A 26,489-nucleotide genomic window follows, 5' to 3' on the forward strand; every position below is an offset into this window, starting at 1 on the left:
GCGACCTGGACGTCATCCCGGGCGGCCCTCGGCCGACCCGGGATCCATCGAAGGCCGCTACGCCCCATGATGGATTCCGGATCTCCGCTTCGCTGCGTCCGGAATGACGAGGCGCTTTTCGGCGGCCCCCGCAAGGAGGAACCCACCCCATGATCACCCGCTTCTGGGCCGAAATCGGGACTGCGATCCTGACGCTCGTCTTCGGGCTCGTCATCGTGAAGGGCTCGCTGGAGTTCGGCATCGGCTGGGATACGTCGGGCCCGCAGCCCGGTGCATTTCCTTTCTATGCCGGGGCGCTGATCGCGCTGGCGAGCCTGGGCACGCTGGCGATGACGGTGGGCCAGCGCGTGGCCGGCAAGGCTGCGCTGGCAGAGGCGTTCCTCGATGCCGAGCGCGGCAAGCGGGTGCTGTCATTCCTGCTGCCACTCGTCGGCTTCGTGGTGCTCAGCGCCACGCTCGGCATGTATGTCGCGACGATCCTCTATCTCGTCTTCGCGATGCGTTTCCAGGGTGGCTATGGCTGGCTGCCGAGCCTTGCGACCGCCTTCGTGACGGCGGCGTTCTTCTATTTCGCCCTCGAAAAATTCTTCCAGATCGGTCTGCTCAAGGGCCCGATCGAGCCGCTCATCGGCCTTTAGAGGCGGCAGGGAAAAGCGCATGGACAACGTCGCCAACCTGATGCACGGCTTCTCGGTCGCGCTCACCACGCACCATATCCTGCTGATGATCGCGGGCGTGCTGCTCGGCGTGCTCGTCGGCGTGCTGCCGGGGCTCGGCGCCCCCAACGGCGTCTCGCTGCTCCTGCCGCTGACCTTCTCGATGGACCCGGTCTCGGCGATCATCCTGCTGACCTCGCTCTACTGGGGCGCGCTCTTCGGCGGCTCCACCACCTCGATCCTGTTCAACATCCCCGGCGAGCCATCCTCGGTCGCGACGACCTTCGACGGCCACCCGATGGCCAAGCAGGGCAAGGCGACGGAAGCGCTCTCCTTCGCCTTCCTCTCTGCCGGCTTCGGCGCCATGGCCGGCGTCATCCTGATCACGCTGTTATCCGGCTGGGTCGCGAAATTCGCGCTGCGCTTCTCCTCGCCGGAGTACTTCGCCGTCTATTTCATGACCTTCGCGAGCTTCATCGGGCTCGGCGGCGCCTCGCCCTTCAAGACGGTCGTCTCGATGGCGATCGGCTTCGCGCTTGCGACGATCGGCATGGACTCGGTCTCGGGCAATGTCCGGCTGACGTTCGAGTTCGACGTGCTGCTCGCCGGCGTCAGCTTCCTGATCGCGGTCATCGGCCTGTTCGGCATCGGCGAATTGCTGCTGACTATGGAGGAGGGGCTGCGCTTCGAGGGCGTCGCCGCCAAGGTCCGCATCAGCGACGTGCTGCGTACGGCGGCCAAGCTGCCGCGCTACTGGCTCGCTCTGCTGCGCTCCTCCTTGATCGGCATCTGGATGGGCATCACGCCGGGCGGGCCGACCGCAGCCTCGTTCATGAGCTACGCCATGGCCAAGCGCTCCTCGCGCAACCCGGCCAAGTTCGGCAAGGGCGAGCCCGAAGGTGTGATCGCGCCCGAGACCGCCGACCATGCCGCAGGCTCCGCCGCCATGCTGCCGATGCTGGCGCTCGGCATCCCCGGCTCGGCGACGGCGGCGGTGATGATGGGCGGCCTGATGATCTGGGGGCTCAACCCCGGCCCGACGCTCTTCACCGACCGCCCCGATTTCGTCTGGGGCCTGATCGCCTCGATGTATCTCGGCAATGTCGTCGCGGTGGTGATCGTGCTGGCGACAGTGCCGCTCTTCGCCTCGATCCTGCGCATCCCCTTCTCGATCATCGGACCGATCATCGTGGTGATCTGCTTCATCGGCGCCTTCACCGCCGCGAGCAAGGAGTTCGATATCTGGCTCGCGCTGGTCTTCGGCCTCGTCGGCTATCTCTTCAAGAAGCTCGATTACCCGACCGCGCCGCTCGTGCTCGCCATGGTCATCGGCGACAAGGCCGAGGACGCCTTCCGCCAGTCGATGATCTTCAGCCAGGGTTCGCTCTCGATCTTTTGGTCGAACGCTCTGGTCTCGACGCTGATGACGATCGGTCTCGCCTTGCTGGTGCTGCCGGTCATCGGCAGCATCGCCCGTCGCCTGCGCGGAACGAAGGCCGCCAGCACGGTCTGACGCCCGTATCGCTGTTCGCTTTCCGCCCTGTCCGCCATACGAGAAGACGCCATGACCGAACCCTACAAGGGCATCCTGCCGATCGCGCCGACCGTCTTCCACGACAATGGCGACCTCGATATCGAGGGCAACAAGCGCGTCATGGACCTGATGGTCGACCAGGGCGTCGACGGCATCTGCATCCTCGCGAACTTCTCGGAGCAGTTCCTGCTGACCGACGAGGAGCGCGACCAGGTGATGCGGCTCTCGCTGGAGCAGATCGATGGCCGCGTGCCGGTGATCGTGACCACCTCGCATTTCTCGACGCGCATCGCCGCCGCCCGCGCCAAGGCCGCCGCGGATGCCGGCGCCAAGATGCTGATGATGATGCCGCCTTATCACGGCGCGCTGCTCAAGGCCGACGAGCAGGGCATGATCGAGCATTTCAAGGCGGTGGCGGATGCCTGCGGTATCCCGATCATCCTGCAGGACGCGCCGCTCTCGGGCGTGACCATGACCGTGCCCTTCATGATCCGGCTGGCCAAGGAAGTGCCGCTCGTCCGCTACTTCAAGATCGAGGTGCCCGGCACGGCGAACAAGCTGCGCGCGCTGATCGAGGCGGGCGGCGACGCCGTCGTCGGCCCCTTCGACGGCGAGGAGGCGATCACGCTGATGGCCGATCTCGATGCCGGCGCCACCGGCACCATGACGTCGGCGATGATCCCCGACCTGATCAAGCCGATCCTCGCCGCGCATGCTGCCGGTGACCGCAAGCAGGCGGCGGCGCTCTATGCCCGCGTCCTGCCGATCATCAACTACGAGAACCGCCAATGCGGCCTGCGCTCGGCCAAGGCGGTGATGAAGGAGGGCGGGGTCATCAAGTCCGAGGCCGTGCGCCACCCGCTGACGCCCCTGCATCCGAAGACGCGCGAGGGGCTGATCGAGCTCGCCCGCGAGCTCGATCCGCTGGCGCTGCGCTGGGGCAAGTAGGTCCGACGCCGCGAGCCCGTGCCACGTCGTCTTTACAAAGCCGGGAGGGGCAGCGAGAACCTCACCTGACGAGCCGGGCCTCAAGGGCGGCTACAGAGGGAAGATCCCGACGATGAGCGAAGCTTTCATCTGCGGCTATGTCCGCACGCCGATCGGCCGCTTCGGTGGCTCCCTGTCCTCGGTCCGCGCTGACGATCTCGGGGCAGTGCCGCTGAAGGCTCTGCTCGAGCGTCATGCGGGCGTCGATTTCGCTGCCGTGGACGATGTGATCTTCGGCTGCGCCAATCAGGCGGGAGAGGACAACCGCAACGTCGCGCGCATGTCGCTCCTGCTCGCCGGCCTGCCCAAGGAGGTGCCGGGCACCACGATCAATAGGCTCTGCGGTTCCGGCATGGATGCCGTCATCGCCGCCGCCCGGGCGATCAAGGCCGGCGAGGCCGAGTTGATGATCGCCGGCGGCGTCGAGAGCATGTCGCGCGCGCCCTTCGTGCTGCCGAAGGCCGAAAGCGCCTTCTCGCGCCACGCCGAAATCCACGACACCACCATCGGCTGGCGCTTCGTCAACCCGCTGATGAAGCAGCAATACGGCGTCGATTCCATGCCGGAGACCGGCGAGAACGTAGCCGCCGATTGCAAGGTCAGCCGCGCCGATCAGGATGCCTTCGCTGTGCGCTCGCAGCAGAAGGCAGTCGCTGCCCAGCAGAATGGCCGATTGGCCAGGGAGATCGTGCCGGTCCTGATCCCGCAGCGGAAGGGCGATGCGATCCGTGTCGAGATCGACGAGCACCCGCGCGGCGACACCACGCTGGAGAAGCTCGCCAAGCTGGGGACCCCGTTCCGCAAGGAGGGCGGCACCGTCACGGCCGGCAATGCCTCGGGCGTCAACGACGGCGCCGCCGCGCTGATCGTCGCCTCGGAGAAGGCTGTGGCGAAATATGGCCTGACCCCGCTGGCGCGCGTGCTCGGTGGTGCTGCAGGCGGCGTCGCGCCGCGCGTGATGGGCCTCGGGCCGATCCCGGCCACTCGCAAGCTCTGCGAGCGCCTTGGCCTCAAGCCGACCGATTTCGACGTAGTCGAGCTGAACGAGGCTTTCGCGAGCCAGGGCATCGCGGTGCTTCGCGAGCTCGGCATCGCCGAGGACGGCGCGTATGTGAACCCGAACGGTGGGGCGATCGCACTCGGCCACCCGCTCGGCATGTCCGGTGCCCGCATTGCCGGCACGGCGGCGCTCGAACTGTCGCTGACCGGCAAGCGTCTTGCCCTCGCGACCATGTGCATCGGCGTCGGCCAGGGCATCGCCATCGCACTGGAACGAGTCTGACAGCTCGGCTGGCGGCGCTAAGCCCGGCTCCACGCCTGATTGAGACAGGTCAATTCCAGGGGGCGGGCTCCATACGGGCCCGCCCGAGGACCATCACGCGATCGACCTGGAACCCCGAGCGCTGCAGGGCATCGTGATCCTGCGGCCAGGCGGCGGAGCGTTCCAGCGAGATCGCGATCCGGCGCAGGTCGAGCTCGACCGCGAGCTGGTTGGCGAAGCGCAGCAAGGCGTCGACCAGATGCGTTCCCGGCAGGCGCAGCATCGCCAGTTCGAAAATCTCGAGCGTGGTTCCTCCGCTGATCGTTTGCGCGACACGGAAGGTGAACAGGGCATGGGGCATGCCGCGCACATCGCGCAGCGAGAAGACGCCGCGCGGCCGCGCCCCGTCCTGCGAATGGTCGCGCACGAAGGCGGCCCAGTCGTCGGGCGTCACCTCCGGATGCAGCATGGCCACGAGGCCGTAGACGGCGTCGGCTCCGGCCGGCGCGATGCGCGCGACCTCGAAGATGTCATCGCCCGTCACGTGCGGCTTCTCCCGAATTGCAGGCGCGCACGGTGGTTGGCGGGCCTGTGTTGTCGCATTGATCTGGATCAATTTCGCCGGCTGCGACGGCAAGCGTGCTTTGTGACCCTGTCCGCCTCGGTTATGGTCGCCATAGATCGCAATGCGTCCTCTTGGACGCGAGGTTGCGATCTACTCTTTAGTTTGGGCATCGGGCTTTTTCCGAAAAGCGGTTTCCACTTTTCTCGGTCCGATGCTCTAGCGGGAAGATGCGATCGTGAACTGTCACCCCTCGGCCTGTAGCGCTACGAACCGCGGCGATGGCGGCTGTCGCAACTGCATGGTCCGCCTGGTGAGCGTCTGCGCCTCGCTCTCGGATGACGAGTTGGCCCTGCTCGAATCCCTGGCCCATCCCACGCATTTCTCTTCCGGCGAGACGCTGTTCACGCAGGGGCGCGAGGCCCATTCCGTCTACAACGTCACCGCCGGCGTGGTGCGTCTCTACAAGCTGCTCTCGGATGGCCGGCGCCAGGTCGTCGGCTTCGCCCTGCCGGGGGATTTCCTCGGGCTCGCCATGCGCGACGCCTATGGCTTCTCGGCCGATGCGATCGGCGAGGTCGCGGTCTGCGCCTTCTCGCGCGGCGCCTATACCGCGCTGGTCGACGCCAAGCCGCATCTGCTGAAGCGGCTGCACGAGTTCGCGACGCATGAACTGACGCTCGCCCATGAGCAGATGATGCTGCTCGGCCGGCGCACCGCCGAAGAGAAGCTGATCTGCTTCCTGCTCGGCATGCAGCAGCGCTGGGCAAGGCTCGGCAAGCCCTCCGTCACGGTGCCGCTGCCGATGACGCGGCAGGACATCGCCGACTTCCTCGGCCTCACCATCGAGACCGTGAGCCGCACCTTCACCCGCCTCGCCAAGGACAAGACGATCCTGATCGTTCCCGGCGGCGTGCGCGTGATGAATCCCGAGCGGATGAGCGCCGTCGCGGCCTGAGGCCTGCGCGCTCTCGCCGCAACCGCCTGCCCGTTTCCTTGACCTGAATCAACGCCCGGCTTCCGGCCGCTCGCTAAGCCTCCTCTTCATGGCGCGCTCATGCGCCGGACGAAGCGGGAGTCGGATGTGACGGCAACGGCAAGCCAAGTCAGGCAGGCGACTGTCGGCGAAATGATCGGCATGCTGATCGCGGCGGCCTGCGTGCTGCCGCTGATCGTCGTCTCGGCGCTGACCGAAAGCTCCGGCTACGCCTTCCATGCGGCGCTCGGCGTCGTCGCGGCCGCGGCTGCCGTGATCCTGATCGCGAACCGCTGCTTCGACGGCTCGCCCGCGGTTTCGCCGCAAGAGATCGACGGCAAGCCGAACTACAACATGGAGCCGGTGAAGTTCGCGACGGTGGCCGCGATGGTCTGGGGCATCGCCGGCTTCACCGTCGGGCTTATCATCGCGCTCCAGCTCGCCTTTCCAGTGCTGAACTTCGACCTGCCCTGGATCAATTTCGGCCGGTTGCGCCCGCTGCACACCTCGGCCGTGATCTTCGCCTTCGGCGGCAACGTGCTGATCGGCACGTCCTTCTATGTCGTCCAGCGCACCTGCCGCGCGCGCCTGGCGGGCATCCTGTCGCCCTGGTTCGTCGTCCTCGGCTACAACTTCTTCATTGTCATCGCCGGCACCGGCTACCTGCTCGGCATCACGCAGGGCAAGGAATACGCCGAGCCGGAATGGTACGCCGACCTGTGGCTGACCATCGTCTGGGTCACCTATCTCCTGGTCTTCCTCGGCACGGTGATGAAGCGTCGGGAGCCGCATATCTATGTGGCGAACTGGTTCTATCTCGGCTTCATCGTCACCATCGCGGTCCTGCATATCGGTAACAACGTCGCCGTGCCGATCTCGATCCTGTCGCCGAAATCCTACGGCCTCTGGTCGGGCGTGCAGGATGCGATGTTCCAGTGGTGGTACGGCCATAACGCGGTCGGCTTCTTCCTCACCGCCGGCTTCCTCGCGATCATGTATTACTTCGTGCCCAAGCGCGCGGAGCGGCCGATCTACAGCTACCGGCTCTCGATCATCCACTTCTGGGCGCTGATCTTCATCTATATCTGGGCAGGCCCCCACCATCTCCATTACACTGCGCTGCCTGACTGGGCGCAGACGCTGGGCATGACCTTCTCGATCATGCTGTGGATGCCCTCCTGGGGCGGCATGATCAACGGCATCATGACCCTGTCGGGCGCCTGGGACCGGCTGCGCACCGATCCCGTGCTGCGGATGATGGTGGTTTCGCTCGCCTTCTACGGCATGTCGACCTTCGAAGGCCCGCTGATGTCGATCAAGGCGGTCAACGGCCTGTCGCACTACACCGACTGGACCATCGGCCACGTCCATTCCGGGGCGCTCGGCTGGGTCGCCTACATCTCCTTCGGCGCGATCTATTGCCTCGTGCCCTGGCTGTGGAACCGCAAGGGCCTCTACTCGCTCAAGCTGGTGAGCTGGCACTTCTGGATCTCGACGCTCGGCATCGTCTTCTACATCACGGCGATGTGGGTCTCGGGCATTCTGCAGGGCCTGATGTGGCGCGCCTACACCGCGCTCGGCTTCCTCGAGTACTCGTTCATCGAGACCGTCGCCGCGATGCACCCCTTCTACGTCATCCGCGCGATGGGCGGGGCGCTGTTCCTGATCGGCGCGCTGATCATGGCCTTCAACCTCTGGATGACCGTGCGCTCCGAGGCGGCGGCAGACATGCCGCGCTCCGAGGTCCCCGCGCCGCTGCTGGCCGTGGCCGCCTGAGAAAGCTTCCGCAATGACGAGCATCGAACACAAGCCCGCGCGCCGCTCGCTCTGGGCCAAGCACAAGATTTTCGAGACCAACTCGATCGTCCTGGTCATCGGCACGTTGCTGGTGATCTCGATCGGCGGCCTCGTCGAGATCGCGCCGCTCTTCTATTTGAAGAACACGATCGAGACCGTGCAGGGCATGCGCCCCTACACCCCGTTGGAGCTTGCCGGCCGCGCGATCTACGTCCGCGAGGGCTGCTACAACTGCCACAGCCAGATGATCCGGCCGCTGCGCGACGAGGTCGAGCGCTACGGGCATTATTCGCTGGCCGCCGAGAGCATGTACGACAAGCCCTTCCAGTGGGGCTCCAAGCGTACCGGTCCGGACCTCGCCCGCGTCGGCGGCAAGTATTCCGACGAGTGGCAGCGCGCGCATCTGGCCGAGCCGCGCGCGGTGGTGCCGCAGTCGATCATGCCGGGCTATCCCTTCCTGGCCAAAACCGAGCTGTCCCATAGCGACATCGCCGACCAGCTGCGCGCCAACCGCGCCGGCGGCGTGCCCTATAGCGACGAGATGATCGCGCAGGCGCAGAGCGACCTGAAGGCGCAGGCGACGCCGGACCATCCCGGCCAGTCCGATCTGGAGAAACGCTACCCCAGGGCGCAGTCGCGCGATTTCGACGGCGACCCGCAGCGCATCACCGAAGCCGACGCCCTGATCGCCTATCTGCAGGCGCTCGGCACGCTGGTCGACTTCAAGCTCTACGACGACAAGGCCAACATCCGCTGAGCGAGGCCACCATGCAAACGACCTATCACTGGCTCGCCGGCTTCGCCCAGTCCGCCGGCCTTCTCTACTTCGTCGCCGTCTTCCTCGGCGTCTGCTTCTACGCCTTCTGGCCGAAGAACCGCGCCCGCTTCGAGCAGGCCGCGCTCAATCCGCTGCGCGAGGACTGACCATGGACCAGCGTCACGACGCCCAAGAGATCGACCCCGTCACCGGCCACGCCACGACCGGCCATGAATGGGACGGTATCCGCGAGCTCAACACGCCGCTGCCGCGCTGGTGGCTCGGCATCTTCTACGCCACCATCATCTGGTCCTTCGGCTACTGGATCGTCTACCCGGCCTGGCCGCTCCTGACCGACGCGACCAGGGGCGTGATCGGCTACGCCACCCGCTCGGACATCACCGTGCAGATGAACGAGCTGAAGGCTCAGCGCGCGGCGCTGGCGGCCGGCATGACTGAGGCCACACCCGCGCAGATCAAGGCCGATCCCAAGCTGTTCCAGATCGCGACGGCCCAGGGCAAGGCCGCCTTCGGCGACAATTGCGCGGCCTGCCATGGCGTCGGCGGCGCCGGTGCCAAGGGCTATCCCAACCTCAACGACGACGACTGGCTCTGGGGCGGCTCGCTCGACACGATCATGCAGACGCTGCGCCACGGCATCCGCGTCGCCGGCAATGACGACACGCGCGTCAGCCAGATGCCGGCCTTCGGCCGCGACGGCCTGCTGAAGCGTGGGGAGATCAACGCCGTCGCCAACCATGTCCGCGAACTCGCCGGCCTGCCGACGGAGCCGAAGGCGGATCTGGCACTCGGGCGCAAGCTCTTCGCCGACAACTGCGCCGCCTGCCACGGCCCGGCCGGCAAGGGCAACCAGGAACTGGGCGCGCCGAATCTGACCGACGCGATCAGCCTCTACGGCATGGACATGGCCTCGCTGACCGAAACCATCGGCAACAGCCGCAACGGCGTGATGCCGGCCTGGGGCGGGCGGCTGGACGAGACGACGCTGAAGGCGCTGACCGTCTACGTCCACTCGCTGGGGGGAGGGCAGTAGCGTGAGCACCGCCGGGACCGATCCCGACGACATGCCGCTCTTCGCGGCGTCGCGGAAGGTCTATCCGCAGAGCGTCTCCGGCCCTTTCAGGCGCGCGAAATGGCTCATCCTTTTCCTGTGCCTCGGCATCTACTACCTGCTGCCCTTCCTGCGCTGGGATCGCGGCCCACATCTGCCTGATCAGGCGGTGCTGGCAGATATCGCCAACGGCCGCTTCTACTTCTTCTTCATCGAGATCTGGCCGCAGGAGGTCTACTACTTCACCGGCCTGCTGATCCTGGCCTCCTTCGTCCTCTTCCTGATGAATGCGGTCGCCGGCCGGGTCTGGTGCGGCTATCTCTGCCCGCAGACGGTCTGGACCGACCTCTTCCTCGCCGTGGAGCGTTTCTTCGAGGGCGACCGGCGCGAGCGCATGCGCCGCGACGAGGCGCCATGGAGTGCCGACAAGCTCTGGCGCAAGAGCGCCAAGCACGCGGTGTGGCTCGTCATCGCCTGGTGGACCGGTGGCGCCTGGGTGCTCTACTTCGCCGATGCGCCGACGCTGGTGCGCGAGCTCGCGACCTTCACGGCGCCGATCTCGGCTTATGTCTGGATCGCGATCCTGACCTTCACCACCTATTCGCTCGCCGGCATCATGCGCGAACAGGTCTGCAAGTTCATGTGCCCCTGGCCTCGGATCCAGGCCGCTCTGACCGACGACGAGGCGCTGAACGTCACCTATCGCTACGATCGCGGCGAGCCGCGCGTCTCGGTCAAGCAGGCCCAGAAGCTCAGGGCGCAGGGCGCGCCCGCCGGCGACTGCATCGATTGCCATCAATGCGTCGCGGTCTGCCCGACCGGGATCGACATCCGCGACGGCGCGCAGGTCGATTGCATTCAGTGCGGCCTGTGCATCGATGCCTGCGACACCGTCATGGCCAGGATCGGCCGCCCGACCCGCCTGATCGCCTATGACACCGAGACCAACGTCAAGCGGCGCATGGCCGGAAAGCCGGCGATCTATCGTCCGCTGCGGGTGCGCACGCTTATCTATGCGGCGCTGATCGTCGTCGTCGGCGGCGCCATGCTCTGGCAGCTCGCGACGCGCCGGACCGCGGACATTTCCGTGCTGCACGAGCGCGCCCCGCTCTTCGTGACGCTGAGCGACGGCTCGATCCGCAATGCCTATGCCGTCCGTCTGCTCAACAAGCGCCCGGAGGTTCGCCCCTTCGCGCTGACTGTGGCCGGCCTGCCCGGTATCCGCATCGATGCGGTCGGTATCGCGCCCACTGCGGATCTGCGGCCGGTCGTCACCGTCGATCCCGATTCCTCGCGCGAGGTGCGCGTGCTCGTCACCGTGCCGGCCGGCGTGCCGCTGGAAGCGTCGCAGGCCATCACCATCACCGCCTCGGATCTCTTCGCCGGGGAGACCGTGCGCGCGACCGACCATTTCATGGCGCCCGGAGCCAAACCATGAGCTGCTGCGGAGTTTTCCTGATGTCCTGCGACGCCCCTGCCGCCCCGCGCCCACGACGCCCCTTCGAACTGACCGGGTGGATGGTCGCGGCGATGCTGGTGCTGTTCTTCGGCGTCATCGTCTCCGTCAACGCGACGATCCTCACGGTGGCGCTGCGCACCATGCCGGGCGTCGAGACGCGCAGCGCCTACGAGACCAGCCAGCATTTCAACGAGGAAATCGCCCGCCAGCACGAGCGCGACGCGCGTGGCTGGAAGGCCGCGGCCACGCTCTCCCGGCAAGGCGAGGGTGCGACGCTCGGCGTGACCCTGGCGGACCGTCTCGGCCAGCCGCTCTCCGGCTTCACCGCGACGGCGCGATTGCGCCACCCAGCGACCTCCGCGCGCGATCACGCCGTCACGCTGAACGAGGGCCAGCCCGGACGATACGACGCGAATTTCGACCATATCGAAAGCGGCGCCTGGATTCTCGAATTGCAGGCGCGGCGCGGAGATGAGGTCGTCTTCGTCTCCCGCAGCCGCATCACCTTGCCGGAGAGATGATATGGCCGGGCAGGATCTCTCCGTCTTCGTGCGTCGTCGCGATGGCGGCGTCGCCAGCATGGAGCTGGCTGTCGACGGCATCCGCTGTGCCGGCTGCATGCAGGCGATTGAGAGCGGGCTTAGCCGCGAGCCCGCCATCCTCGGCGCCCGCGTCAATCTCGCGCTGAAGCGCGTCTCGGTCGAATGGCGGGAGGCGCTGCTGCGGCCTGAAGCGGTCGTCGACAAGCTCGCCGTGCTCGGCTTCAAGGCCTATCCTTTCGTGCCGGAGCGGCAGGAGGATGGCGCCGTCGCCGAGGAGCGCAGCCTGATGCGCCGGCTCGGCGTCGCCGGCTTCGCCTCGATGAACATCATGCTGCTCTCGGTCGCGGTCTGGTCCGGCAATAGCGGCGACATCGACCCGACGACGCGCGACTTCTTCCACTGGCTCTCCGCCCTGATCGCCCTGCCGACCGCCGCCTATGCCGGCAGGCCCTTCTTCGAAAGCGCGCTCCGGGCGCTGAAGGCCGGCGCGGTCAATATGGACGTGCCGATCACCATCGGTGTGGTGCTGGCGTTAGCCATGTCGGTCGCCGAAACCTGGAGCCATGGCCGCCACGCTTATTTCGACGGCGTGGTGATGCTGCTCTTCTTCCTGCTGATCGGACGCTATCTCGACCAGCTGATGCGGCGGCGCACCCGCGATCTCGCCGGCAATCTCGCCGCGCTCAAGGCCGAGACCGCAACGCGGCTCGCCCCGGACGGAAGCTGGACGATTACCCCCATCGCCGCGATCGAGCCCGGCGATTGCGTCCTCTTACGCCCCGGCGAGCGGGTCTCGGTCGACGGCATTGTCGAGACGGGAAGTTCCGAACTCGACCGGAGCCTCATCACCGGCGAGACCACCCCGGCCGCGATCGGCCATGGCGAGCGCGTCCATGCCGGCACGCTGAACCTCACGGGCGCGCTGACCATCCGCGTCGAGGCGGCCGGGCAGGGCACGCTGCTCGACGAGATCGACCGCTTGATGAGCCAGGCCGTCGGCAGCCGCTCGCGCTATGTCCGCCTGTCGGACCGCGCTGCGCGGCTCTATGCGCCGGTGGTCCACACGCTGGCGGCGGCGACCTTCCTCGGCTGGCTCGCCTGGGGACTCGCTTGGCCCGAGGCCCTGATGATTGCCGTCACCGTGCTGATCATCACCTGCCCCTGTGCGCTCGGCCTCGCGATACCCGCCGTGCAGGTCGTCGCGGCCTCCGCCCTGTTCAAGCGCAAGATCATGCTGAAGGAGGGCGACGCGCTGGAGCGCCTTGCCGAGGCCGATATCGCCGTCTTCGACAAGACGGGAACGCTGACCCTGCCCGAGCCCGACATCCTCAATCCCGACGCGCTCCCGCCCGAGCGCCGGGCCGAGATCGGCGCGCTTGCCGCTGCCAGTCATCACCCGCTGGCGCAAGCATTGGCGCGAGCGCTCGGCGTCACTTCCGCGAAAACCGATGTCCGTGAAGAGCGCGGCCAGGGCCTCTCGACTGGCGCGGGCGAGGATGAGCAGCGGCTCGGCAGCCTCGGGTTCTGTAATGCCGAAGCGGAGGCCGCTTCGGTCAAGACGCAACACCCCGGCGCCTCCCTCATCGCCTATCGCCATGGCGCCTACCGGACCGTGCTTGCGCTGGGGCAGAGCCTGCGTCCGGAAGCCCGAGAGACGATTGCAGCCTTGCGCGCGGCGGGGCTCGAGATCGCGATCCTCTCCGGCGACCGTCCGGAGGCGGTCGCGCCGATCGCGGCCGAGCTGGGGATTACGCATGTGCAGGCTGGCCTGCTGCCGGGCGACAAGCTCAACCTGCTCGACAGCATGGCGGCGAATGGCCGCAAGGTCCTGATGATCGGCGACGGCCTCAACGACGCGCCGGCGCTGGCGGGCGCGCATGTCTCGATCTCGCCGGTGAGCGCCACCCATCTCGCGCAGGCGGCGGCCGATGTCGTCTTCCTCGGCGACAGCCTCGCTCCGGTTGCCGCTGCGCTCGACATCTCACGCAAGGCGCGTGGGCTGATGCTGCAGAACCTATGGTTCGCCGTGCTCTACAATGCGGTGGCGGTGCCGATCGCGATTGCCGGGCTGGCGACGCCGCTCGTCGCCGCCGTCGCCATGTCCGGCTCTTCCCTGGTGGTGACGCTCAACGCCCTGCGCGCCCGCTCGGCGGCTTCGGAGGCTTAGGCATGAACATCATCGTGATCCTGTTTCCGTTGGCGCTGGGGCTGGGGCTGGCCGGACTCGGCGCCTTCTTCTGGTGCATGCGATCAGGCCAGTTCGCCGATCTCGAAGGGGCGGCGTGGCGCGTCCTGCAGGATGACGACGCCGACGACTGAGGTCCGTCGGCTCGTTTCGCGTCACTTCGGGAGCGCTCGATTCATGGGGCCTTAACCCTGCCCGGCTAGTCCTGCGGGACAGGTTAACGAGTTGTCGTGTTCGCCCAAGCCCATGCATAAAACGGATCGTCACCGCCGCGCGAACCCCATCGTTTCCGAGGGTTTTCGTTCCGATCAGCCCGAGGAGCCGGCGCAGGCTCTGGTGCTGCACAGGTCGGCCCGCCGGCCTGCGGCAGAGCCGGCGGAGCCCTCTTTCACGTGGCCCGAGAACGTGCGTTTCACCCGCACGCCGGACAGGTTGCGCAAGGCGGCGCAGGCCGAAAAGGCTGCCTCCTCAGTCGAGCTTGGCGACGGCGACGTTGCCAGCCCGTTGGCCGAGCCGGCAGCCGGCGCGAATCGCGTCCGCTTCTGGCGCACGCCAGACCATCTCATCAAGGAAGTCTGGGGCACGCCGTCGCTGGCGGGCATTCCGCATGGCCCTGCCGATCTGCCTGCCGCCCTCGACGCCGACCCGGACGAGGCGATGGCTCCCCTTATCGAAGAAGCCTTCGAGGTGGTGGAAGAGGTCGTCTGGCCGCAGCTTGCAGCCGAGCCCGAGCAGGCGACCACCCCGCTCGCCTTCATTTCCGATCACGCCTTCTGGGAATGCGTGCCCGCCGCCGAACGGGACGATGCCGAGTTTTCGTTCGAAACAATCCCGCTTCCCACGGATCGCGCGGGCGTTCCGGATGCGCCGGACGCCTTGCCTGCCGAAGAGCCTCGCGCGCGGCGGACAGACAATGCGCCGCTTCAGCCTGAAACGCCGCATGTTTCCACCTCGATTGGCGTTCCGGCCTGGTCCGGTCTCGGCTGGAGCCAGGGCTATCAGGTGAGCCTCCAGCTCTCGGGCCAAACCTGGCTCGCTCCGGTCGCGAAGGAGCGCCCGGTCGAGACCGTCGCTGCCGTCCAGCCGGAGCGCGAGATCGTGGCGAAGCCTGGCGTAGCGGTGGCACGCGGTACGCGGCCTCATGTCGATCCCGAGCCCGTCAGGCCCAAACCTGTCCGGCCGAGGGCTCGCGTCATCGAGGTCCTGCCGGCGCCGGTGCAGGATGAGGGCTTCCAGCTTCCGCCGATCGAATTCCTGGCCGAGCCGCCGCTGACGCAGGATGAGGAACTGCCGGTCGAGGTCCTCCAGCAGAATGCCGGCCTGCTCGAAGGCGTGCTCGAAGACTTCAATATCAGGGGCGAGATCGTCCAAGCCTGCCCCGGCCCCGTCGTCACCCTCTATGAGCTCGAACCGGCTCCCGGCATCAAAAGCTCCCGCGTGATTTCGCTAGCCGACGACATCGCGCGTTCGATGAGCGCGGTATCGGCGCGTGTCGCGGTGGTGCAGGGCAAGAACGCCATCGGCATCGAACTGCCCAATGCCAGGCGCGAGACGGTGTTCCTGCGGGAGCTGCTCGCCAGCCAGGATTTCGAGGCGACCAAGCACAAGCTCGCGCTCTGCCTCGGCAAGACCATCGGCGGCGAGCCGGTGATCGCGGATTTGGCGCGCATGCCGCACCTGCTCGTCGCCGGCACCACCGGCTCGGGCAAGTCCGTCGCGATCAACACCATGATCCTGTCGATCCTCTACCGGCTGAAGCCGGAAGAGTGCCGCCTGATCATGGTCGATCCCAAGATGCTCGAGCTTTCCGTCTATGACGGCATCCCGCATCTGCTCACCCCCGTCGTCACCGACCCCAAGAAGGCGGTCGTCGCCCTGAAATGGGCGGTGCGCGAGATGGAGGAGCGCTACAAGAAGATGTCGAAGCTCGCGGTGCGCAACATCGACGGCTTCAACGCCCGCGTCGGCGAGGCCAAGGCGGCCGGCGAGGTCATCACCCGCACCGTCCAGACCGGCTTCGACAAGCATTCGGGCGAGGCGATCTACGAGGAGGAGGTCATGGACCTCGAGCCTCTGCCCTATATCGTCGTCATCGTCGACGAGATGGCCGATCTGATGATGGTCGCCGGCAAGGAGATCGAGGGCACGATCCAGCGCCTTGCCCAGATGGCGCGCGCCGCCGGCATCCATGTCGTGCTGGCGACGCAGCGTCCGTCCGTCGACGTGATCACCGGCACGATCAAGGCGAACTTCCCGACCCGGATCTCCTTCCAGGTCACCTCGAAGATCGACTCGCGCACGATCCTCGGCGAGATGGGCGCCGAGCAGCTGCTCGGCCAGGGCGACATGCTCTACATGGCCGGCGGCGGGCGCATCACCCGCGTGCACGGCCCCTTCGTCTCGGACAACGAAGTCGAGAAGGTCGTCGCCCATCTCAAGACGCAAGGCCGGCCGCAATATCTCGACGCCGTCACCTCCGAGGAGGAGGAAGCCGGCGAGGACGAGGACGGCGCCGTCTTCGACAAGACCGGCATGGGTTCGGTGGAGAGCGACGACCCCTACGAGCAGGCCGTGGCGGTCGTCTTGCGCGACAAGAAGGCCTCGACCTCCTACATCCAGCGCCGCCTCCAGATCGGCTACAACCGCGCCGCCTCCATCATGGAGCGCATGGAGAACGAGGGCATCGTCGGGCCGGCCAATCACGCAGGCAAGCGCGAGATACTCGGAGATGCTGCCCGTCCGCGCGATGAAGAGGACTGATCGGCGGCAGCCGAGGCAGTGCGGCGTTCAGGCCAGTCTGCACGCGAGTTGAAGCGCGCCAACTACGATGATGCCCGCACCGAATGCCTGGCCGACCGGGCCGCTTCTCGGCAAAAGCCGCTCCGCGGAGATCGCCGCCGTGACGAGCGCCATGAGCCTTAGGTCCATGATGCCACCGACGATCAGAGCCGTCATGGGAGCGATGCAGGACGCGCAGCAGCGGAAACCGAGGCGCAGGCCCTGAGCCCAGACCGCAGCCTTGCCAGCAGGCAGCCCGATCTTCCCCGGCGCTTTCCCACAGGCAGCTAGAAGTCGCTGTCTGGCTAAGGAGAGCTGAAACGCACCGGCGGCGATGAGGGCCACGCCTCCCCCGCTCGGAAGCGAGCGCGCCAGCGCCGGAGCCTGGATCGCCGCCGAGGCCAAGGCGCCACCGAGCACGAAGAGGATCGCGCCCAGCCCGGTCCAGATGGCGAGGTAGCCGGCTGCCATGACTGCCGCCAGGAAATCGGGATACGGACAGCCCGCCGTCGCAAACGCCTGCCGGTACTTCCACAGCGCCGGCGTCAGGGCGGGCAGCATCATCGCAATCGTCATCGCCAGCCACATCCCGAGGAAGGAAGCGGCAGCATCGGGCCATGACTGGCCGCACATCGGCAGCCAGACGCCCGACATCCACCAGCCGCCTGCCATCGGCACTTCGGGCATCGCGGCCATCGCGTCGCTTTGGGCGATCGTGATGCCGGTCGCAGCCCCGAAGAGCAGGGCGAGGGCACCGAGAAAGACGGCTCCCGCGAGGGGCGCGGCGGCTGCGCCGCGTCCCTCTCCCTTGCCGAAGCCGGTCTCGATCGCCGTCACGCGGAGACCTGCCGGGCGCCATAGCGGTCATGATGGCGCCACCAGGGGCCCTCCGCCTCGTTGCGCCCCTTGGGAGCGCGGTCGAGCCAGGGATACATGCCCCAGATGCCGTCGACCCCGCGCGAATAGGTCGAATAGGTGTGGTAGATGGCGCCGCCCTCGCGGATGAAGGCGCTCATGCCCGGCCGGTCGCGGTGATAGGTCGGGACGTCCGTTCCGGCCATCGTGGCGAAGGCACGCTCGACCGCATTGCCGCCCGAGCGCCATTCGAATTTCGGCGTGTGCTGGAAGTTGTAATCGACCCCCTTCGTGCGCTCCTGCTCCTCGGTGAAGGAGACGTTGAAGTCGAAGTTGAAGTCGCTTCCGCCCGAGGAGGCCCAGGGGAAGCTCCAGCCCATCCGCTTGCGGAAGCCGAGCAGCTTGGCGAGCGGTGCGCGCGACACCGCCCAGAGCATCACGTCATGGTTGGCGAGATGGGTCGTCACGCCGTTGAACCCGTCCGCGATCGCCGAGCAGGAGGGGCAGCCGGCCTCGTAATCGGGGCCGAACATGAAATGGTAGACGAGGAGCTGCGAGCGGCCCTGGAACAGGTCTGCGAGCGCGGCCTCCCCCTCTTCGGTGTCGAAGCGATAGTCATTGTCGACCCGGACCCAGGGCAATCCCTGCCGCAGCTGCGCCAGCTCGTCGCCGCGTTGCGTGTGCTCCTTCTCGGCCTGCAGCAGCTTGAGCCGCGCCGCGAGCCATTCCTCGCGCGTTCCGATGGTATGTGTCGTCATCGTGCTTCGCTCCTGTCGTCGGATGTGATCAGCGCCGCCCGTTCTGCTCTCGATGCGGCGTCCCGGTCGGTGGTAAGGCGGAGTGACAGAGGGGTGGGAGTGACAAGTTTGGCGGGATTCGGATGGACTCGCTGATCACGGCCGCGGCGCGGGCGCTCGCCTCGGGCGATCCGCTCGGCGCGCTGGACCGGGTCGCGCTGCGGGACGATCCGCCGGCGCTGGCGCTGCGCGGCATCGCGATGGCGCAGCTCGGGGACTTCCCGCGCGCCAAGATATTGCTGCGACGCGCGGCCCGCGGCTTCGGCAACAGGGAGGCCGCCGCCCAGGCGCGCTGCGTCGTCGCGGAAGCCGAGATCGCGCTGGCTTCGCGCGATCTGAACTGGCCTGTGAAGCGGCTTGCTGCTGCAGCCGCGGTCCTGTCGACGCATGGTGACCGGATCAACGCCGCCCATGCGCGCTATATCGAGATTCGCCGTCTCCTTCTGATCGGGCAGCTCGATGCGGCGGAACGGGCGCTCGCGACGATCGAGCCTGAGGAACTGCCGCCGGCGCTGCAAGCGGTGCATTGGCTGGCCGGCGCCGGGATCGCGCTGAGGCGGCTTCAGGCTGCGGCCGCGCGCTCGGCGCTCGCTGCCGCATCAGGAGCCGCGCGCCGGGCCGGGATCCCCGCCCTGATGGCCGAGGTCGACGGCGCGCAGCTCATGCTGGAGGCGCCGACGGCGCGGTTGCTTGCGCGGGGCGAGGAGCGGCTCTTGCGGCTGGATGAGGTCGAGGCCCTGCAATCGACCGAGGCGCTGGTCGTCGATGCCTGCCGCTATGCCGTGCGCGGGCCGGACGGGGCTGTATCTCTGGCGACGCGACCTGTCCTCTTTGCGCTGGCGCGCGAGCTGGCCGAGGCATGGCCGGCCGATGCGCCGCGGGATGCCCTGATCGCGCGGGCCTTCCGCTCGAAGCTGACGGATGAATCGCATCGTGCCCGGCTGCGCGTCGAGATCGGCCGGCTTCGCGCCGCCATCGAGCCGCTGGCGCGGGTGAGTGCGACGCCGCGCGGCTTCGCGCTTTCGCCACGCGCAGCTCCCGAGGTGGTCGTGCTGGCGCGGCCGGTCGAGGAGAAGCATGCGGCGGTGCTCGCGCTCCTCGCCGATGGCGAGACCTGGGCGAGTTCCGCGCTGGCGGTTGCGCTCGGCAGCAGCCAGCGGAACATTCAGCGCGCGCTCGACGCACTGGCCGAGGGCGGCAAGATCCAGTCCTATGGGCGGGGCCGGGCGCGGCGCTGGGTGATGCCGCCGACGCCGGGATTCGCGACCGCCTTGTTACTCACCGCCCTATGATGGGGCAGACTAGATGGACGGCATCGCATCCACCGGAGTGAAGCCATGACGACATCCAACGCCGACATCATCCGCGAATACGGCCCCTTCCCCGGCGTCGAGAAGGTCGGCGGCGTCAGCTTCGATGGCCGGCGGGTCTGGTTCGCCTCGGGCGACCGGCTGAACGCGCTCGATCCCGAAAGCGGGCAGGTGGAGCGCGCGATCGAGGTGCCGGCCCATGCCGGGACCGCATTCGACGGCACGCATCTGTTCCAGATCGCCGAGGATCGCATCCAGAAGATCGAGCCCGAGACCGGCCGCGTCGTCGCGACCATTCCGGCCCCCGCCGGTGGCGGCGATTCAGGTCTGACCTGGGCGGAGGGCACGCTCTGGGTCGGGCATTATCGCGAGCGGAAGATCCACCAGATCGATCCCGATACCGGCAAGATGCTGCGCACCATAGAGTCCAACCGCTTCGTCACCGGCGTCACCTGGGTCGACGGCGAATTCTGGCACGGCACCTGGGAGGGCGACGAGAGCGAGTTGCGGCGCATCGACCCGGTTTCCGGCGAGGTGCTGGACAGTCTCGTGATGCCGGCGGGAGAGGGTGTCTCCGGGTTGGAGTCGGACGGGGGAGACCTGTTCTTCTGCGGCAGCGCCGGCAAGGGCACCGTCAGGGCCGTACGCCGGCCGAGGCGGGCCTGAGCACTGCGCCCCGCCGAGATCGGCGAGGGAGCGCGATCACCACTCCGGTGAAGCTAGCGCCACGGCCGGATGCATCCCGGGCCGTGGCGTTTCGACGAAGTCTTATCGGATCGGCGGCGCGTAGTGCAGGCCACCGTCCTTCCAGGACGCGTTCAGCCCTCTCGCGATCTTCAGGGGGCTGTCCTTGCCGACATTGCGCTCGAAGATTTCGGCATAGGAGCCGACCTTCGCGACGATGTTGTAGGCCCATTGCCTGGGCAGGCCGAGGCCGGGCCCGAGTTCGCCCTCCTTGCCGACCAGCCTGAGGATGTTGGGGTTCGCGGTCGTCGATGCGGTCTGGTCGATGTTCTTCGAGGTCAGGCCGAGCTCCTCGGCGGAGTGCAGGACGTGCAGCGTCCATTTGACGATGTTGTACCAGGGGTCGTCGCCCTGCCGGACGGCCGGGCCGAGGGGCTCCTTCGAGAGTGTCTCGCCCAGCACGGCATGCTTGTCGGGCTCGGTCAGCTTCGACCGGAAGGCGTAGAGCACCGAGCGGTCGGACGAGAAGGCGTCGCAGCGCCCCGACTGGTAGGCCTGCGCCGCCTCCTCCTGCGTCGCATAGGCGACGATCTCGTTCTTCAGGCCGTTGACCCGGAAGAAGTCGGTCAGGTTGAGCTCCGTCGTGGAGCCCTGGTTGGTGCAGATGGTCGCGCCGTTCAACTCCTTGGCGTTCTGGATGACGCCGGAGCGGACCATGATGCCCTGGCCGTCATAGTAGTTCACGCCGGCAAAGATGATGCCGTTCGTGGTCTCCCGCCCGAGCGTCCAGGTCGTGGTGTTGAACAGGATATCGACTTCGCCGGTCTGGAGCGCAGTGAAGCGGGAGGCCGGGGTTAGCGGCACGATCATGACCTTGTCCGGATCGCCGAAGATCGCCGCTGCGACGGCCCGGCAGACATCGATGTCGAGGCCCCGGTATTTGCCGCTCGCGTCGGGGATGGAGAAGCCGGGTGTTCCGGCGGTCGAGCTGCATTTCACCGCGCCGCGCTTGGTCACGGTGTCGAGCGTCGCGGCCTGGCTGGCCGCAAGCGTTGCAGAGCAGATCAGGGTGGCGATTCCGATTGATTTCAGCATGTTCTCCTCCGGTTTTTATCGTTGGGAAGGGGCGATGGCACAGCTCCGCCGGGCATCGCCTTCGGTGGCCGAAAGCGATGTCGCGGAGAATGCGAGGGGGTGGCTCAGGCGGCGGGCAGGCGCCGACGCACGATGGCGGCATGGAAGCCGGCGCCGTAGCGCAGGCTATCGTCGTTGAAGTCGAAACCTGGGTTGTGCAGCGGCGCAGAATCGCCATTGCCGATATTGGCGAAGCAGCCGGGGACAAAATCGAGGAAGCGGGCGAAATCCTCCGAACCCGTCATCGGCTCGCGCGCGACGGCGACGTTTCCATCGTCGAACACGGTTCGGGCTGCGGCAAAAGCCTCCTGCACGAGGGCCTCGTCGTTCACCAGCGGCACGAATTCGCGGGTATAATGCAGGGTGGCGCTGAGATTGTAGCTCTGCGCCGTACCCTGCGCGATGATCCCCATCTGCCGCTCGATCTCGGCGCTGACCTCGGGCCGGAAACTGCGGGCATCGCCGAGGATGCGCGCGGTTCCGGGCAGGACGTTGCGCGTGCCGTCGGTCAGAAGCTCGGTGACGGAAACGACCGCGATATCCGCCGGGCTTAGCCGTCGCGAGACGATGGTCTGGAGACCAGTGACGAGCGCGCAGGCGGCGACCAGCACTTCGTTGCCCGTATGCGGCCGCGCCGCGTGGCTGCCGACCCCCTTGAGTACGATCTCGAAATTGTCCTCGGCCGACATGAAGGAGCCGACCCGTGTCTGGAACTTCCCGATGGCGAGGCCGGGCATGTTGTGCAGCCCGTAGATCTCGTCGAAGGGAAACCGCTCGATCAGGCCATCGGTCAGCATCGCCAGCGCACCCTTGCCCCACTCCTCGGCGGGCTGGAACAGGAAGCGCACCGTGCCGTCGAAGCCCCCCTCCGTCGCCAGCAGCTTGGCCGCGCCGAGCAGCATCGCCGTATGCCCGTCATGGCCGCAGGCATGCATCACGCCGGGCGTCTGCGAACGATGAGGATGGTCGCCCTGCTCGGTGATGCGCAGCGCGTCCATATCGGCGCGCAGCGCGACAGCCCTGTTCCCGTTGCCCCGCTTCAGCGTGCCGACGACGCCGGTGCCGCCCACGCCTTCGACCACCTCGTCGAGCCCGAACTCGCGCAGCTTCGCGGCGACGAAGGCGGAGGTCACTTTTTCCTCGAAACCGAATTCGGGATGGGCATGCAATTGACGCCGCCATGACGTCATTTCGGTCTGAAGGGCATCAGGATCGAGTTCTGGCATCGGTCGCGGCCTCGTTTGCATCTCCGGCCGATGGATAGTGCTTTCGGCGCGAAAGAGGCGCTGCAATCATGTGCGCGGGATGCAAGTTTGTTGCGCAGGGCCTCAGCGGGCCTTGGCGGCTTCGCTCAGCCATCGGCACACGGTTGCGATAGGCTCCGGGTGCCGCGGCCGGCGCGGCGAGACGATGTAGAAGCCCGCCTCGGCCACAAGCTCGATCCCGAAGAGGGGCACCAGGCGGCCGCGCGCGATGTCGTCATCGGCCAGGAAGCGGCTCGTCAAGGCCAGCCCCTGCCCGGCGATGGCCGCTTCCAGCGCGAGTGCGGTCTGGTTGAAACGGATGTTCTGGGCGGGCTTCGGTGCCGTGCCCGGGAAAACCCTTTCCAGAAAGGCCGGCCAGAAATCATGGCCGTCGTGCAGGAGCGGGTAGCGCGCGAAATGGCCGGGATCTCGAGGATCTCCGATTCTCTCGAGAAGCAGCGGGCTGCCGACCGCGATGATCGCCTGCTCGTACAGCAGTTCGGCGTTCAGCCCCGAGCCGAAGGGTGGCCGCCCGAGCCGGATGGCGAGATCGACCGCATCCGTTCGGAAGTCGGAAAGGCGATCGGTCGCAACGATGCGCAGCTCGATCCCCGGATGCGCGGCCGTGAAATCCGGCAGGCGCGGAATGAGCCAGCGGGAGGCGAAGCTCGGCGTCACGCTGATGGTCAGGTGCAGCGGCGCTGGTCTGAGATTCTCCGTCGCATCGGAGATCAGCTCGAAGGCGCGCCGGACCGAGGCGACGTAGCTGCGCCCGGCCTCCGTCGGCACGAGGGTCCGCGGCTGCCGCTCGAACAGCTTGAGCCCGAGTTCGGCTTCGAGCTGGCGAATCTGCTGGGCGACCGCGCCCTGCGTCACGCCGAGCTCCTCGGCGGCGAGGCGGAAGTTCAGATGTCGTGAGGCGACTTCGAAGACGCGCAGGCCGTTGAGCGAGGGAAGGCGATGGGTTTGGCCGTTCATGCGATAGTTTTTCTACAGGCAGACGCGAACGGAACTCGTTCGTCAGGCCCGGGCCGGAGTGATAAGAAGGCCGTCTGACCTTTTGGAATGCGCAACTCGATAGTGCTGCGCAGCGACGACGGAGACAAGCATGTCGGCAGAAAAAGTGGCTCTGGTGACTGCGGGCGGCAGCGGCATGGGCGCTGCCGCGGCCAGGCGTCTGGCGGCGGACGGTTTCCGGGTCGCCATTCTCTCGTCCTCCGGCAAGGGCGAGGCGCTGGCGAGTGAACTCGGCGGGATCGGCGTGACCGGGTCCAACCAGTCTAACGATGATCTGCGCCGCCTCGTCGATCTCGCGATGGAGCGCTGGGGGCGCATCGATGCCCTCGTCAACAGCGCCGGCCACGGGCCGCGCGCGCCCATCCTCGATATCACCGATGAGGATTGGCACCGGGGCATGGACACCTATCTGCTGAACGTCATCCGCCCGGTGCGGCTGGTGACGCCGATCATGCAGCAGCAGAAATCCGGCGCCATCGTCAACATTTCGACGGCCTGGGCCTTCGAGCCGAGCGCGATGTTCCCGACCTCGGCGGTGTTCCGCGCGGGCCTCGCATCCTTCACCAAGATCTTCGTCGACACCTATGCGGCGGACAGCATCCGCATGAACAATGTCCTGCCGGGCTGGATCGACAGCCTGCCGGCAAAGGAGGAACGCCGCCAGAGCGTGCCGATGGGGCGCTACGGCACCAGCGCGGAGATCGCAGGCACCATCGCTTTCCTGGTCTCGCCGGATGCCGCCTACATCACCGGCCAGAATCTGCGCGTCGACGGCGGCATCACCCGGTCCATCTGAGACCGGGCGCCTCGTCGCCTCGGACTTCAGCCGGCGGGCATGTCCGCGAAGACCGCGCGGTCCCGCCCGGCATTCTTCGCGCGGAAAAGCGCGAGGTCGGCGGCGTTGACGACGCTCTCCGGGTTGTTTTCGCTATTCGGCCAGGCGGTCGCGACACCGGCGCTGATCGTGACGCGCCCCGAGCCATGGGCGATGTTCAGGTCGCGCACGCCCTCGACCATGCGCTCAGCGACAAGCACGGCGCCTTCCTGCGACACGTCTGTCAGGATCACCACGAACTCCTCGCCGCCGAAGCGGGCGGCCAGGTCGGTCGCGCGGCAGGCACCGCTCTGGATCACGCCGGCAACCTGCTTGAGGACATCGTCGCCCGCGAGGTGGCCGTAAGCATCGTTGTAGCGCTTGAAATGGTCGACATCGATCATCAGCACGGACAGCGGATTGCGGGTCCTCGTGCCCCGTTTCCACTCGGCTGCGAGATACTCGTCGAAATAGCGGCGGTTGCCGAGCCCGGTCAGCCCGTCGATCCGCGTCAGGCGTTCCAGCTCGAGATTGGCGCGCATCAACTCGCGCTGGCTCTCGCGCAGGGCCCGATAGGCCTCGTCGCGCTGGACGTGATCGAGATAGGCGCGGGTGTGATAGCGGATTCGGGCGATCAGCTCGACCTTGTCGGGCAGCTTGACCAGATAGTCATTAGCGCCGGCCTGAAAGGCTTCGCTCTTGATCGCCGGGTCTTCCTTGGTCGAGAGCACGATCACCGGGACAGCGTGCAGCGAGGGGTGCTGGCGGTAGCGCCGCACCAGATCGAGCCCGTCGACGCCGGGCATCACCAGATCCTGCAGGATGACGGTCGGCTTGACGCGTTGGGCGACCTCGATCGCCTCGAGCGGATCGGTGCAATAATGGAAGTCCAGATCGCCATGATGGGCCAGCGCCCGCCGGACCGCTTCGCAGACCATCACTTGGTCGTCGACCAGCAGGACCATCGAGAGGTAGCTGTCGGCCGGGGAGGGCACATTGGGCGCGGATGGAGATGGTTCGCCTGCCATGGGAAGCCTTTTTATGGGGCCGGCTGGCCGCAGGCCTCGACAAGGCGCGGCGCGATCGCGGTCAGCGGCAGAATTTCGGCGGCAGCGCCGATTGCCGCGGCTGCCTTGGGCATGCCGTAGACGGCGCTCGTCGCTTGGTCCTGTGCGATTGTCAAATGATGCTTGTCGCGCAGAAGTTTCAAGCCGCGCGCGCCGTCCCTCCCCATGCCCGTGAGGAGCACGCCGACAGGCTCGCCCCGCCATTGCTGAGCGACGCTCTCGAAGAACGTGTCGACCGAGGGCCGGTACGGGTAGTCGCGCGGCTCGGCTCGGTAGCCGAGCTCGCCCCCCGCCTTGAGCACGAGGTGATCGGCACTCGCCGCGATCAGCACGCTTCCCGGCACCGGTCGATCGCCTTCCAGGGCAGGGCGAACCGCGAGCCCGCATTGCTGCTCCAGCCAGCTGGCGAAACCCGGAACGAACTGCGCGTCGAGATGCTGAACCAGGATGATGGCCGCCGGAAACCCGCGCGGCAGCCCGGCGAGCAATGTCGCGACGGCAGTGGGTCCGCCGGCCGAAGCGCCGATGGCGACGAGCTGTGCCGAGCCGAGGCGCCTCGCCGGCATGCGGGCCCTGCGCGCCGGCGGGAGATCGCGCGAGAGGCGGGCGATGGCGGTCATGCGCGCCAGAAGCGCATCCCCCTGGCCGGAAGCGATGCCATTGGTGCCGACCGAGGGGATGTCGACGGCATCGAGGGCGCCGTAGCCCATCGCTTCGTAGACGCCGGATACATTCGCATCGACGCTGGCCGTGACGAGCAGGATGGGGCAGGGCGTCTCGGTCATGATGCGCCGCGTGGCCTCGATGCCGTCCATCACCGGCATGTTCAGGTCCATCAGGACCAGATCGGGGCGATCGTGCCGGCAGGTCTCCACGGCTTCGCTGCCGTCCCTCGCGATCCAGGCGACCGTGTGCTCCGCCGTCGAGGTGACGATCCGGCGCAGGACTTCGACGGCCATTGGCAGGTCGTTGACCAGACCGACTCTCATGAGAAGCTTCTC

Annotated in this window: 25 protein-coding genes; 17 read left to right on the plus strand and 8 right to left on the minus strand. The window is 67.3% G+C overall.

Annotated elements, in window-relative coordinates; all coding sequences use genetic code 11:
- The first annotated feature begins 149 nt into the window (after window positions 1-149).
- The 4 genes from AC2FAN_RS10550 to pcaF all read left to right on the plus strand — a co-directional run bounded on the left by AC2FAN_RS10550 (window position 150) and on the right by pcaF (window position 4,459).
- Window positions 150-638 carry a tripartite tricarboxylate transporter TctB family protein gene (locus tag AC2FAN_RS10550; protein ID WP_265051855.1) on the plus strand — a complete coding sequence of 163 codons (489 nt, stop codon included), beginning with the start codon at window positions 150-152 and terminating at the stop codon, window positions 636-638.
- Between the two features lie 19 nt (window positions 639-657).
- Entirely contained in the window at window positions 658-2,169 is a 1,512-nt protein-coding gene (locus AC2FAN_RS10555; protein WP_485173833.1) for a tripartite tricarboxylate transporter permease, read from the plus strand.
- A 51-nt stretch (window positions 2,170-2,220) separates the two neighbouring features.
- Window positions 2,221-3,138, plus strand: coding sequence for a dihydrodipicolinate synthase family protein (locus tag AC2FAN_RS10560; RefSeq protein WP_485173835.1), 918 nt, complete (start codon window positions 2,221-2,223; stop codon window positions 3,136-3,138).
- Window positions 3,139-3,250: 112 nt separating this feature from the next.
- On the plus strand, window positions 3,251-4,459 hold the full coding sequence (gene pcaF / locus AC2FAN_RS10565) for a 3-oxoadipyl-CoA thiolase (protein ID WP_265051858.1): 1,209 nt from the start codon (window positions 3,251-3,253) through the stop codon (window positions 4,457-4,459).
- 49 nt (window positions 4,460-4,508) lie between these two features.
- On the opposite strand, the gene AC2FAN_RS10570 is transcribed toward pcaF, so the two are convergent.
- On the minus strand, window positions 4,509-4,982 hold the full coding sequence (locus AC2FAN_RS10570) for a hypothetical protein (RefSeq protein ID WP_485173838.1): 474 nt from the start codon (window positions 4,980-4,982) through the stop codon (window positions 4,509-4,511).
- Window positions 4,983-5,301: 319 nt separating this feature from the next.
- Here AC2FAN_RS10570 and AC2FAN_RS10575 point away from each other — a divergent pair, with 319 nt between their 5' ends.
- From AC2FAN_RS10575 to AC2FAN_RS10620, 10 genes are all read left to right on the plus strand, one after another.
- Window positions 5,302-5,958 carry a helix-turn-helix domain-containing protein gene (locus tag AC2FAN_RS10575; protein WP_265051860.1) on the plus strand — a complete coding sequence of 219 codons (657 nt, stop codon included), beginning with the start codon at window positions 5,302-5,304 and terminating at the stop codon, window positions 5,956-5,958.
- 171 nt (window positions 5,959-6,129) lie between these two features.
- Window positions 6,130-7,752, plus strand: a complete 1,623-nt coding sequence (ccoN, locus tag AC2FAN_RS10580; protein ID WP_485174555.1) for a cytochrome-c oxidase, cbb3-type subunit I — start codon at window positions 6,130-6,132, stop codon at window positions 7,750-7,752.
- A 13-nt stretch (window positions 7,753-7,765) separates the two neighbouring features.
- Entirely contained in the window at window positions 7,766-8,530 is a 765-nt protein-coding gene (ccoO, locus tag AC2FAN_RS10585; RefSeq protein ID WP_485173840.1) for a cytochrome-c oxidase, cbb3-type subunit II, read from the plus strand.
- Between the two features lie 11 nt (window positions 8,531-8,541).
- Window positions 8,542-8,697, plus strand: a complete 156-nt coding sequence (locus tag AC2FAN_RS10590) for a cbb3-type cytochrome c oxidase subunit 3 (RefSeq protein ID WP_265051862.1) — start codon at window positions 8,542-8,544, stop codon at window positions 8,695-8,697.
- Between the two features lie 2 nt (window positions 8,698-8,699).
- A complete protein-coding gene (gene ccoP, locus AC2FAN_RS10595) occupies window positions 8,700-9,584 on the plus strand; it encodes a cytochrome-c oxidase, cbb3-type subunit III (protein WP_485173842.1) in 885 nt (294 codons plus the stop codon).
- Window positions 9,585-9,615: 31 nt separating this feature from the next.
- Entirely contained in the window at window positions 9,616-11,040 is a 1,425-nt protein-coding gene (ccoG, locus tag AC2FAN_RS10600) for a cytochrome c oxidase accessory protein CcoG (RefSeq protein WP_485174557.1), read from the plus strand.
- A 20-nt stretch (window positions 11,041-11,060) separates the two neighbouring features.
- The gene (locus tag AC2FAN_RS10605) at window positions 11,061-11,582 is read left to right on the plus strand and encodes a FixH family protein (RefSeq protein WP_476806946.1); all 522 of its coding nucleotides are present in this window, start codon (window positions 11,061-11,063) and stop codon (window positions 11,580-11,582) included.
- Window position 11,583: 1 nt separating this feature from the next.
- Complete coding sequence (locus tag AC2FAN_RS10610; RefSeq protein ID WP_485173844.1) at window positions 11,584-13,770, plus strand: heavy metal translocating P-type ATPase; 2,187 nt, start codon at window positions 11,584-11,586, stop codon at window positions 13,768-13,770.
- Window positions 13,771-13,772: 2 nt separating this feature from the next.
- Window positions 13,773-13,922: a cbb3-type cytochrome oxidase assembly protein CcoS gene (gene ccoS, locus AC2FAN_RS10615; RefSeq protein ID WP_265051866.1), complete on the plus strand. Its 150-nt coding sequence runs from the start codon at window positions 13,773-13,775 to the stop codon at window positions 13,920-13,922.
- A 112-nt stretch (window positions 13,923-14,034) separates the two neighbouring features.
- Complete coding sequence (locus AC2FAN_RS10620) at window positions 14,035-16,548, plus strand: DNA translocase FtsK (RefSeq protein ID WP_485173847.1); 2,514 nt, start codon at window positions 14,035-14,037, stop codon at window positions 16,546-16,548.
- Window positions 16,549-16,575: 27 nt separating this feature from the next.
- On the opposite strand, the gene AC2FAN_RS10625 is transcribed toward AC2FAN_RS10620, so the two are convergent.
- Both AC2FAN_RS10625 and AC2FAN_RS10630 read right to left on the minus strand, forming a co-directional pair.
- Entirely contained in the window at window positions 16,576-17,403 is an 828-nt protein-coding gene (locus AC2FAN_RS10625) for a DUF2182 domain-containing protein (protein WP_265051868.1), read from the minus strand.
- Window positions 17,400-18,179, minus strand: a complete 780-nt coding sequence (locus AC2FAN_RS10630) for a DUF899 domain-containing protein (protein WP_265051869.1) — start codon at window positions 18,177-18,179, stop codon at window positions 17,400-17,402. The genes AC2FAN_RS10625 and AC2FAN_RS10630 overlap by 4 nt, the downstream gene beginning before the upstream one ends.
- 122 nt (window positions 18,180-18,301) lie before the next feature.
- Here AC2FAN_RS10630 and AC2FAN_RS10635 point away from each other — a divergent pair, with 122 nt between their 5' ends.
- Both AC2FAN_RS10635 and AC2FAN_RS10640 read left to right on the plus strand, forming a co-directional pair.
- Window positions 18,302-19,510, plus strand: coding sequence for a helix-turn-helix domain-containing protein (locus AC2FAN_RS10635; protein ID WP_265051870.1), 1,209 nt, complete (start codon window positions 18,302-18,304; stop codon window positions 19,508-19,510).
- Window positions 19,511-19,555: 45 nt separating this feature from the next.
- Window positions 19,556-20,194: an NHL repeat-containing protein gene (locus AC2FAN_RS10640; RefSeq protein ID WP_265051871.1), complete on the plus strand. Its 639-nt coding sequence runs from the start codon at window positions 19,556-19,558 to the stop codon at window positions 20,192-20,194.
- Between the two features lie 102 nt (window positions 20,195-20,296).
- Here AC2FAN_RS10640 and AC2FAN_RS10645 read toward each other — a convergent pair whose 3' ends face one another.
- The 3 genes from AC2FAN_RS10645 to AC2FAN_RS10655 form a co-directional block, all read right to left on the minus strand.
- Window positions 20,297-21,304: an amino acid ABC transporter substrate-binding protein gene (locus tag AC2FAN_RS10645; RefSeq protein WP_485174559.1), complete on the minus strand. Its 1,008-nt coding sequence runs from the start codon at window positions 21,302-21,304 to the stop codon at window positions 20,297-20,299.
- A 107-nt stretch (window positions 21,305-21,411) separates the two neighbouring features.
- Window positions 21,412-22,572, minus strand: coding sequence for a M20 aminoacylase family protein (locus AC2FAN_RS10650; RefSeq protein WP_485173850.1), 1,161 nt, complete (start codon window positions 22,570-22,572; stop codon window positions 21,412-21,414).
- Window positions 22,573-22,674: 102 nt separating this feature from the next.
- On the minus strand, window positions 22,675-23,568 hold the full coding sequence (locus AC2FAN_RS10655; protein ID WP_485173851.1) for a LysR substrate-binding domain-containing protein: 894 nt from the start codon (window positions 23,566-23,568) through the stop codon (window positions 22,675-22,677).
- 130 nt (window positions 23,569-23,698) lie between these two features.
- Here AC2FAN_RS10655 and AC2FAN_RS10660 point away from each other — a divergent pair, with 130 nt between their 5' ends.
- Window positions 23,699-24,403 carry an SDR family oxidoreductase gene (locus tag AC2FAN_RS10660; protein WP_485173853.1) on the plus strand — a complete coding sequence of 235 codons (705 nt, stop codon included), beginning with the start codon at window positions 23,699-23,701 and terminating at the stop codon, window positions 24,401-24,403.
- Window positions 24,404-24,429: 26 nt separating this feature from the next.
- Here AC2FAN_RS10660 and AC2FAN_RS10665 read toward each other — a convergent pair whose 3' ends face one another.
- On the minus strand, window positions 24,430-25,449 hold the full coding sequence (locus AC2FAN_RS10665; protein WP_265051875.1) for a GGDEF domain-containing response regulator: 1,020 nt from the start codon (window positions 25,447-25,449) through the stop codon (window positions 24,430-24,432).
- An 11-nt stretch (window positions 25,450-25,460) separates the two neighbouring features.
- Complete coding sequence (gene cheB / locus AC2FAN_RS10670) at window positions 25,461-26,477, minus strand: chemotaxis-specific protein-glutamate methyltransferase CheB (RefSeq protein ID WP_485173856.1); 1,017 nt, start codon at window positions 26,475-26,477, stop codon at window positions 25,461-25,463.
- Window positions 26,478-26,489 lie beyond the last annotated feature (12 nt).

This window comes from Allobosea sp. RIT-PG3_2 (assembly GCF_057321085.1).

Bases quoted from the DNA above. Each gene is read 5' to 3' on its own strand.
- AC2FAN_RS10550 (WP_265051855.1), top strand. From the start codon at position 150: ATGATCACCCGCTTCTGGGCCGAAATCGGGACTGCGATCCTGACGCTC.
- AC2FAN_RS10555 (WP_485173833.1), top strand. From the start codon at position 658: ATGGACAACGTCGCCAACCTGATGCACGGCTTCTCGGTCGCGCTCACC.
- AC2FAN_RS10560 (WP_485173835.1), top strand. From the start codon at position 2,221: ATGACCGAACCCTACAAGGGCATCCTGCCGATCGCGCCGACCGTCTTC.
- pcaF (WP_265051858.1), top strand. From the start codon at position 3,251: ATGAGCGAAGCTTTCATCTGCGGCTATGTCCGCACGCCGATCGGCCGC.
- AC2FAN_RS10575 (WP_265051860.1), top strand. From the start codon at position 5,302: ATGGTCCGCCTGGTGAGCGTCTGCGCCTCGCTCTCGGATGACGAGTTG.
- ccoN (WP_485174555.1), top strand. From the start codon at position 6,130: ATGATCGGCATGCTGATCGCGGCGGCCTGCGTGCTGCCGCTGATCGTC.
- ccoO (WP_485173840.1), top strand. From the start codon at position 7,766: ATGACGAGCATCGAACACAAGCCCGCGCGCCGCTCGCTCTGGGCCAAG.
- AC2FAN_RS10590 (WP_265051862.1), top strand. From the start codon at position 8,542: ATGCAAACGACCTATCACTGGCTCGCCGGCTTCGCCCAGTCCGCCGGC.
- ccoP (WP_485173842.1), top strand. From the start codon at position 8,700: ATGGACCAGCGTCACGACGCCCAAGAGATCGACCCCGTCACCGGCCAC.
- ccoG (WP_485174557.1), top strand. From the start codon at position 9,616: ATGCCGCTCTTCGCGGCGTCGCGGAAGGTCTATCCGCAGAGCGTCTCC.
- AC2FAN_RS10605 (WP_476806946.1), top strand. From the start codon at position 11,061: ATGTCCTGCGACGCCCCTGCCGCCCCGCGCCCACGACGCCCCTTCGAA.
- AC2FAN_RS10610 (WP_485173844.1), top strand. From the start codon at position 11,584: ATGGCCGGGCAGGATCTCTCCGTCTTCGTGCGTCGTCGCGATGGCGGC.
- ccoS (WP_265051866.1), top strand. From the start codon at position 13,773: ATGAACATCATCGTGATCCTGTTTCCGTTGGCGCTGGGGCTGGGGCTG.
- AC2FAN_RS10620 (WP_485173847.1), top strand. From the start codon at position 14,035: ATGCATAAAACGGATCGTCACCGCCGCGCGAACCCCATCGTTTCCGAG.
- AC2FAN_RS10630 (WP_265051869.1), bottom strand. From the start codon at position 18,179: ATGACGACACATACCATCGGAACGCGCGAGGAATGGCTCGCGGCGCGG.
- AC2FAN_RS10635 (WP_265051870.1), top strand. From the start codon at position 18,302: ATGGACTCGCTGATCACGGCCGCGGCGCGGGCGCTCGCCTCGGGCGAT.
- AC2FAN_RS10640 (WP_265051871.1), top strand. From the start codon at position 19,556: ATGACGACATCCAACGCCGACATCATCCGCGAATACGGCCCCTTCCCC.
- AC2FAN_RS10650 (WP_485173850.1), bottom strand. From the start codon at position 22,572: ATGCCAGAACTCGATCCTGATGCCCTTCAGACCGAAATGACGTCATGG.
- AC2FAN_RS10655 (WP_485173851.1), bottom strand. From the start codon at position 23,568: ATGAACGGCCAAACCCATCGCCTTCCCTCGCTCAACGGCCTGCGCGTC.
- AC2FAN_RS10660 (WP_485173853.1), top strand. From the start codon at position 23,699: ATGTCGGCAGAAAAAGTGGCTCTGGTGACTGCGGGCGGCAGCGGCATG.
- AC2FAN_RS10665 (WP_265051875.1), bottom strand. From the start codon at position 25,449: ATGGCAGGCGAACCATCTCCATCCGCGCCCAATGTGCCCTCCCCGGCC.
- cheB (WP_485173856.1), bottom strand. From the start codon at position 26,477: ATGAGAGTCGGTCTGGTCAACGACCTGCCAATGGCCGTCGAAGTCCTG.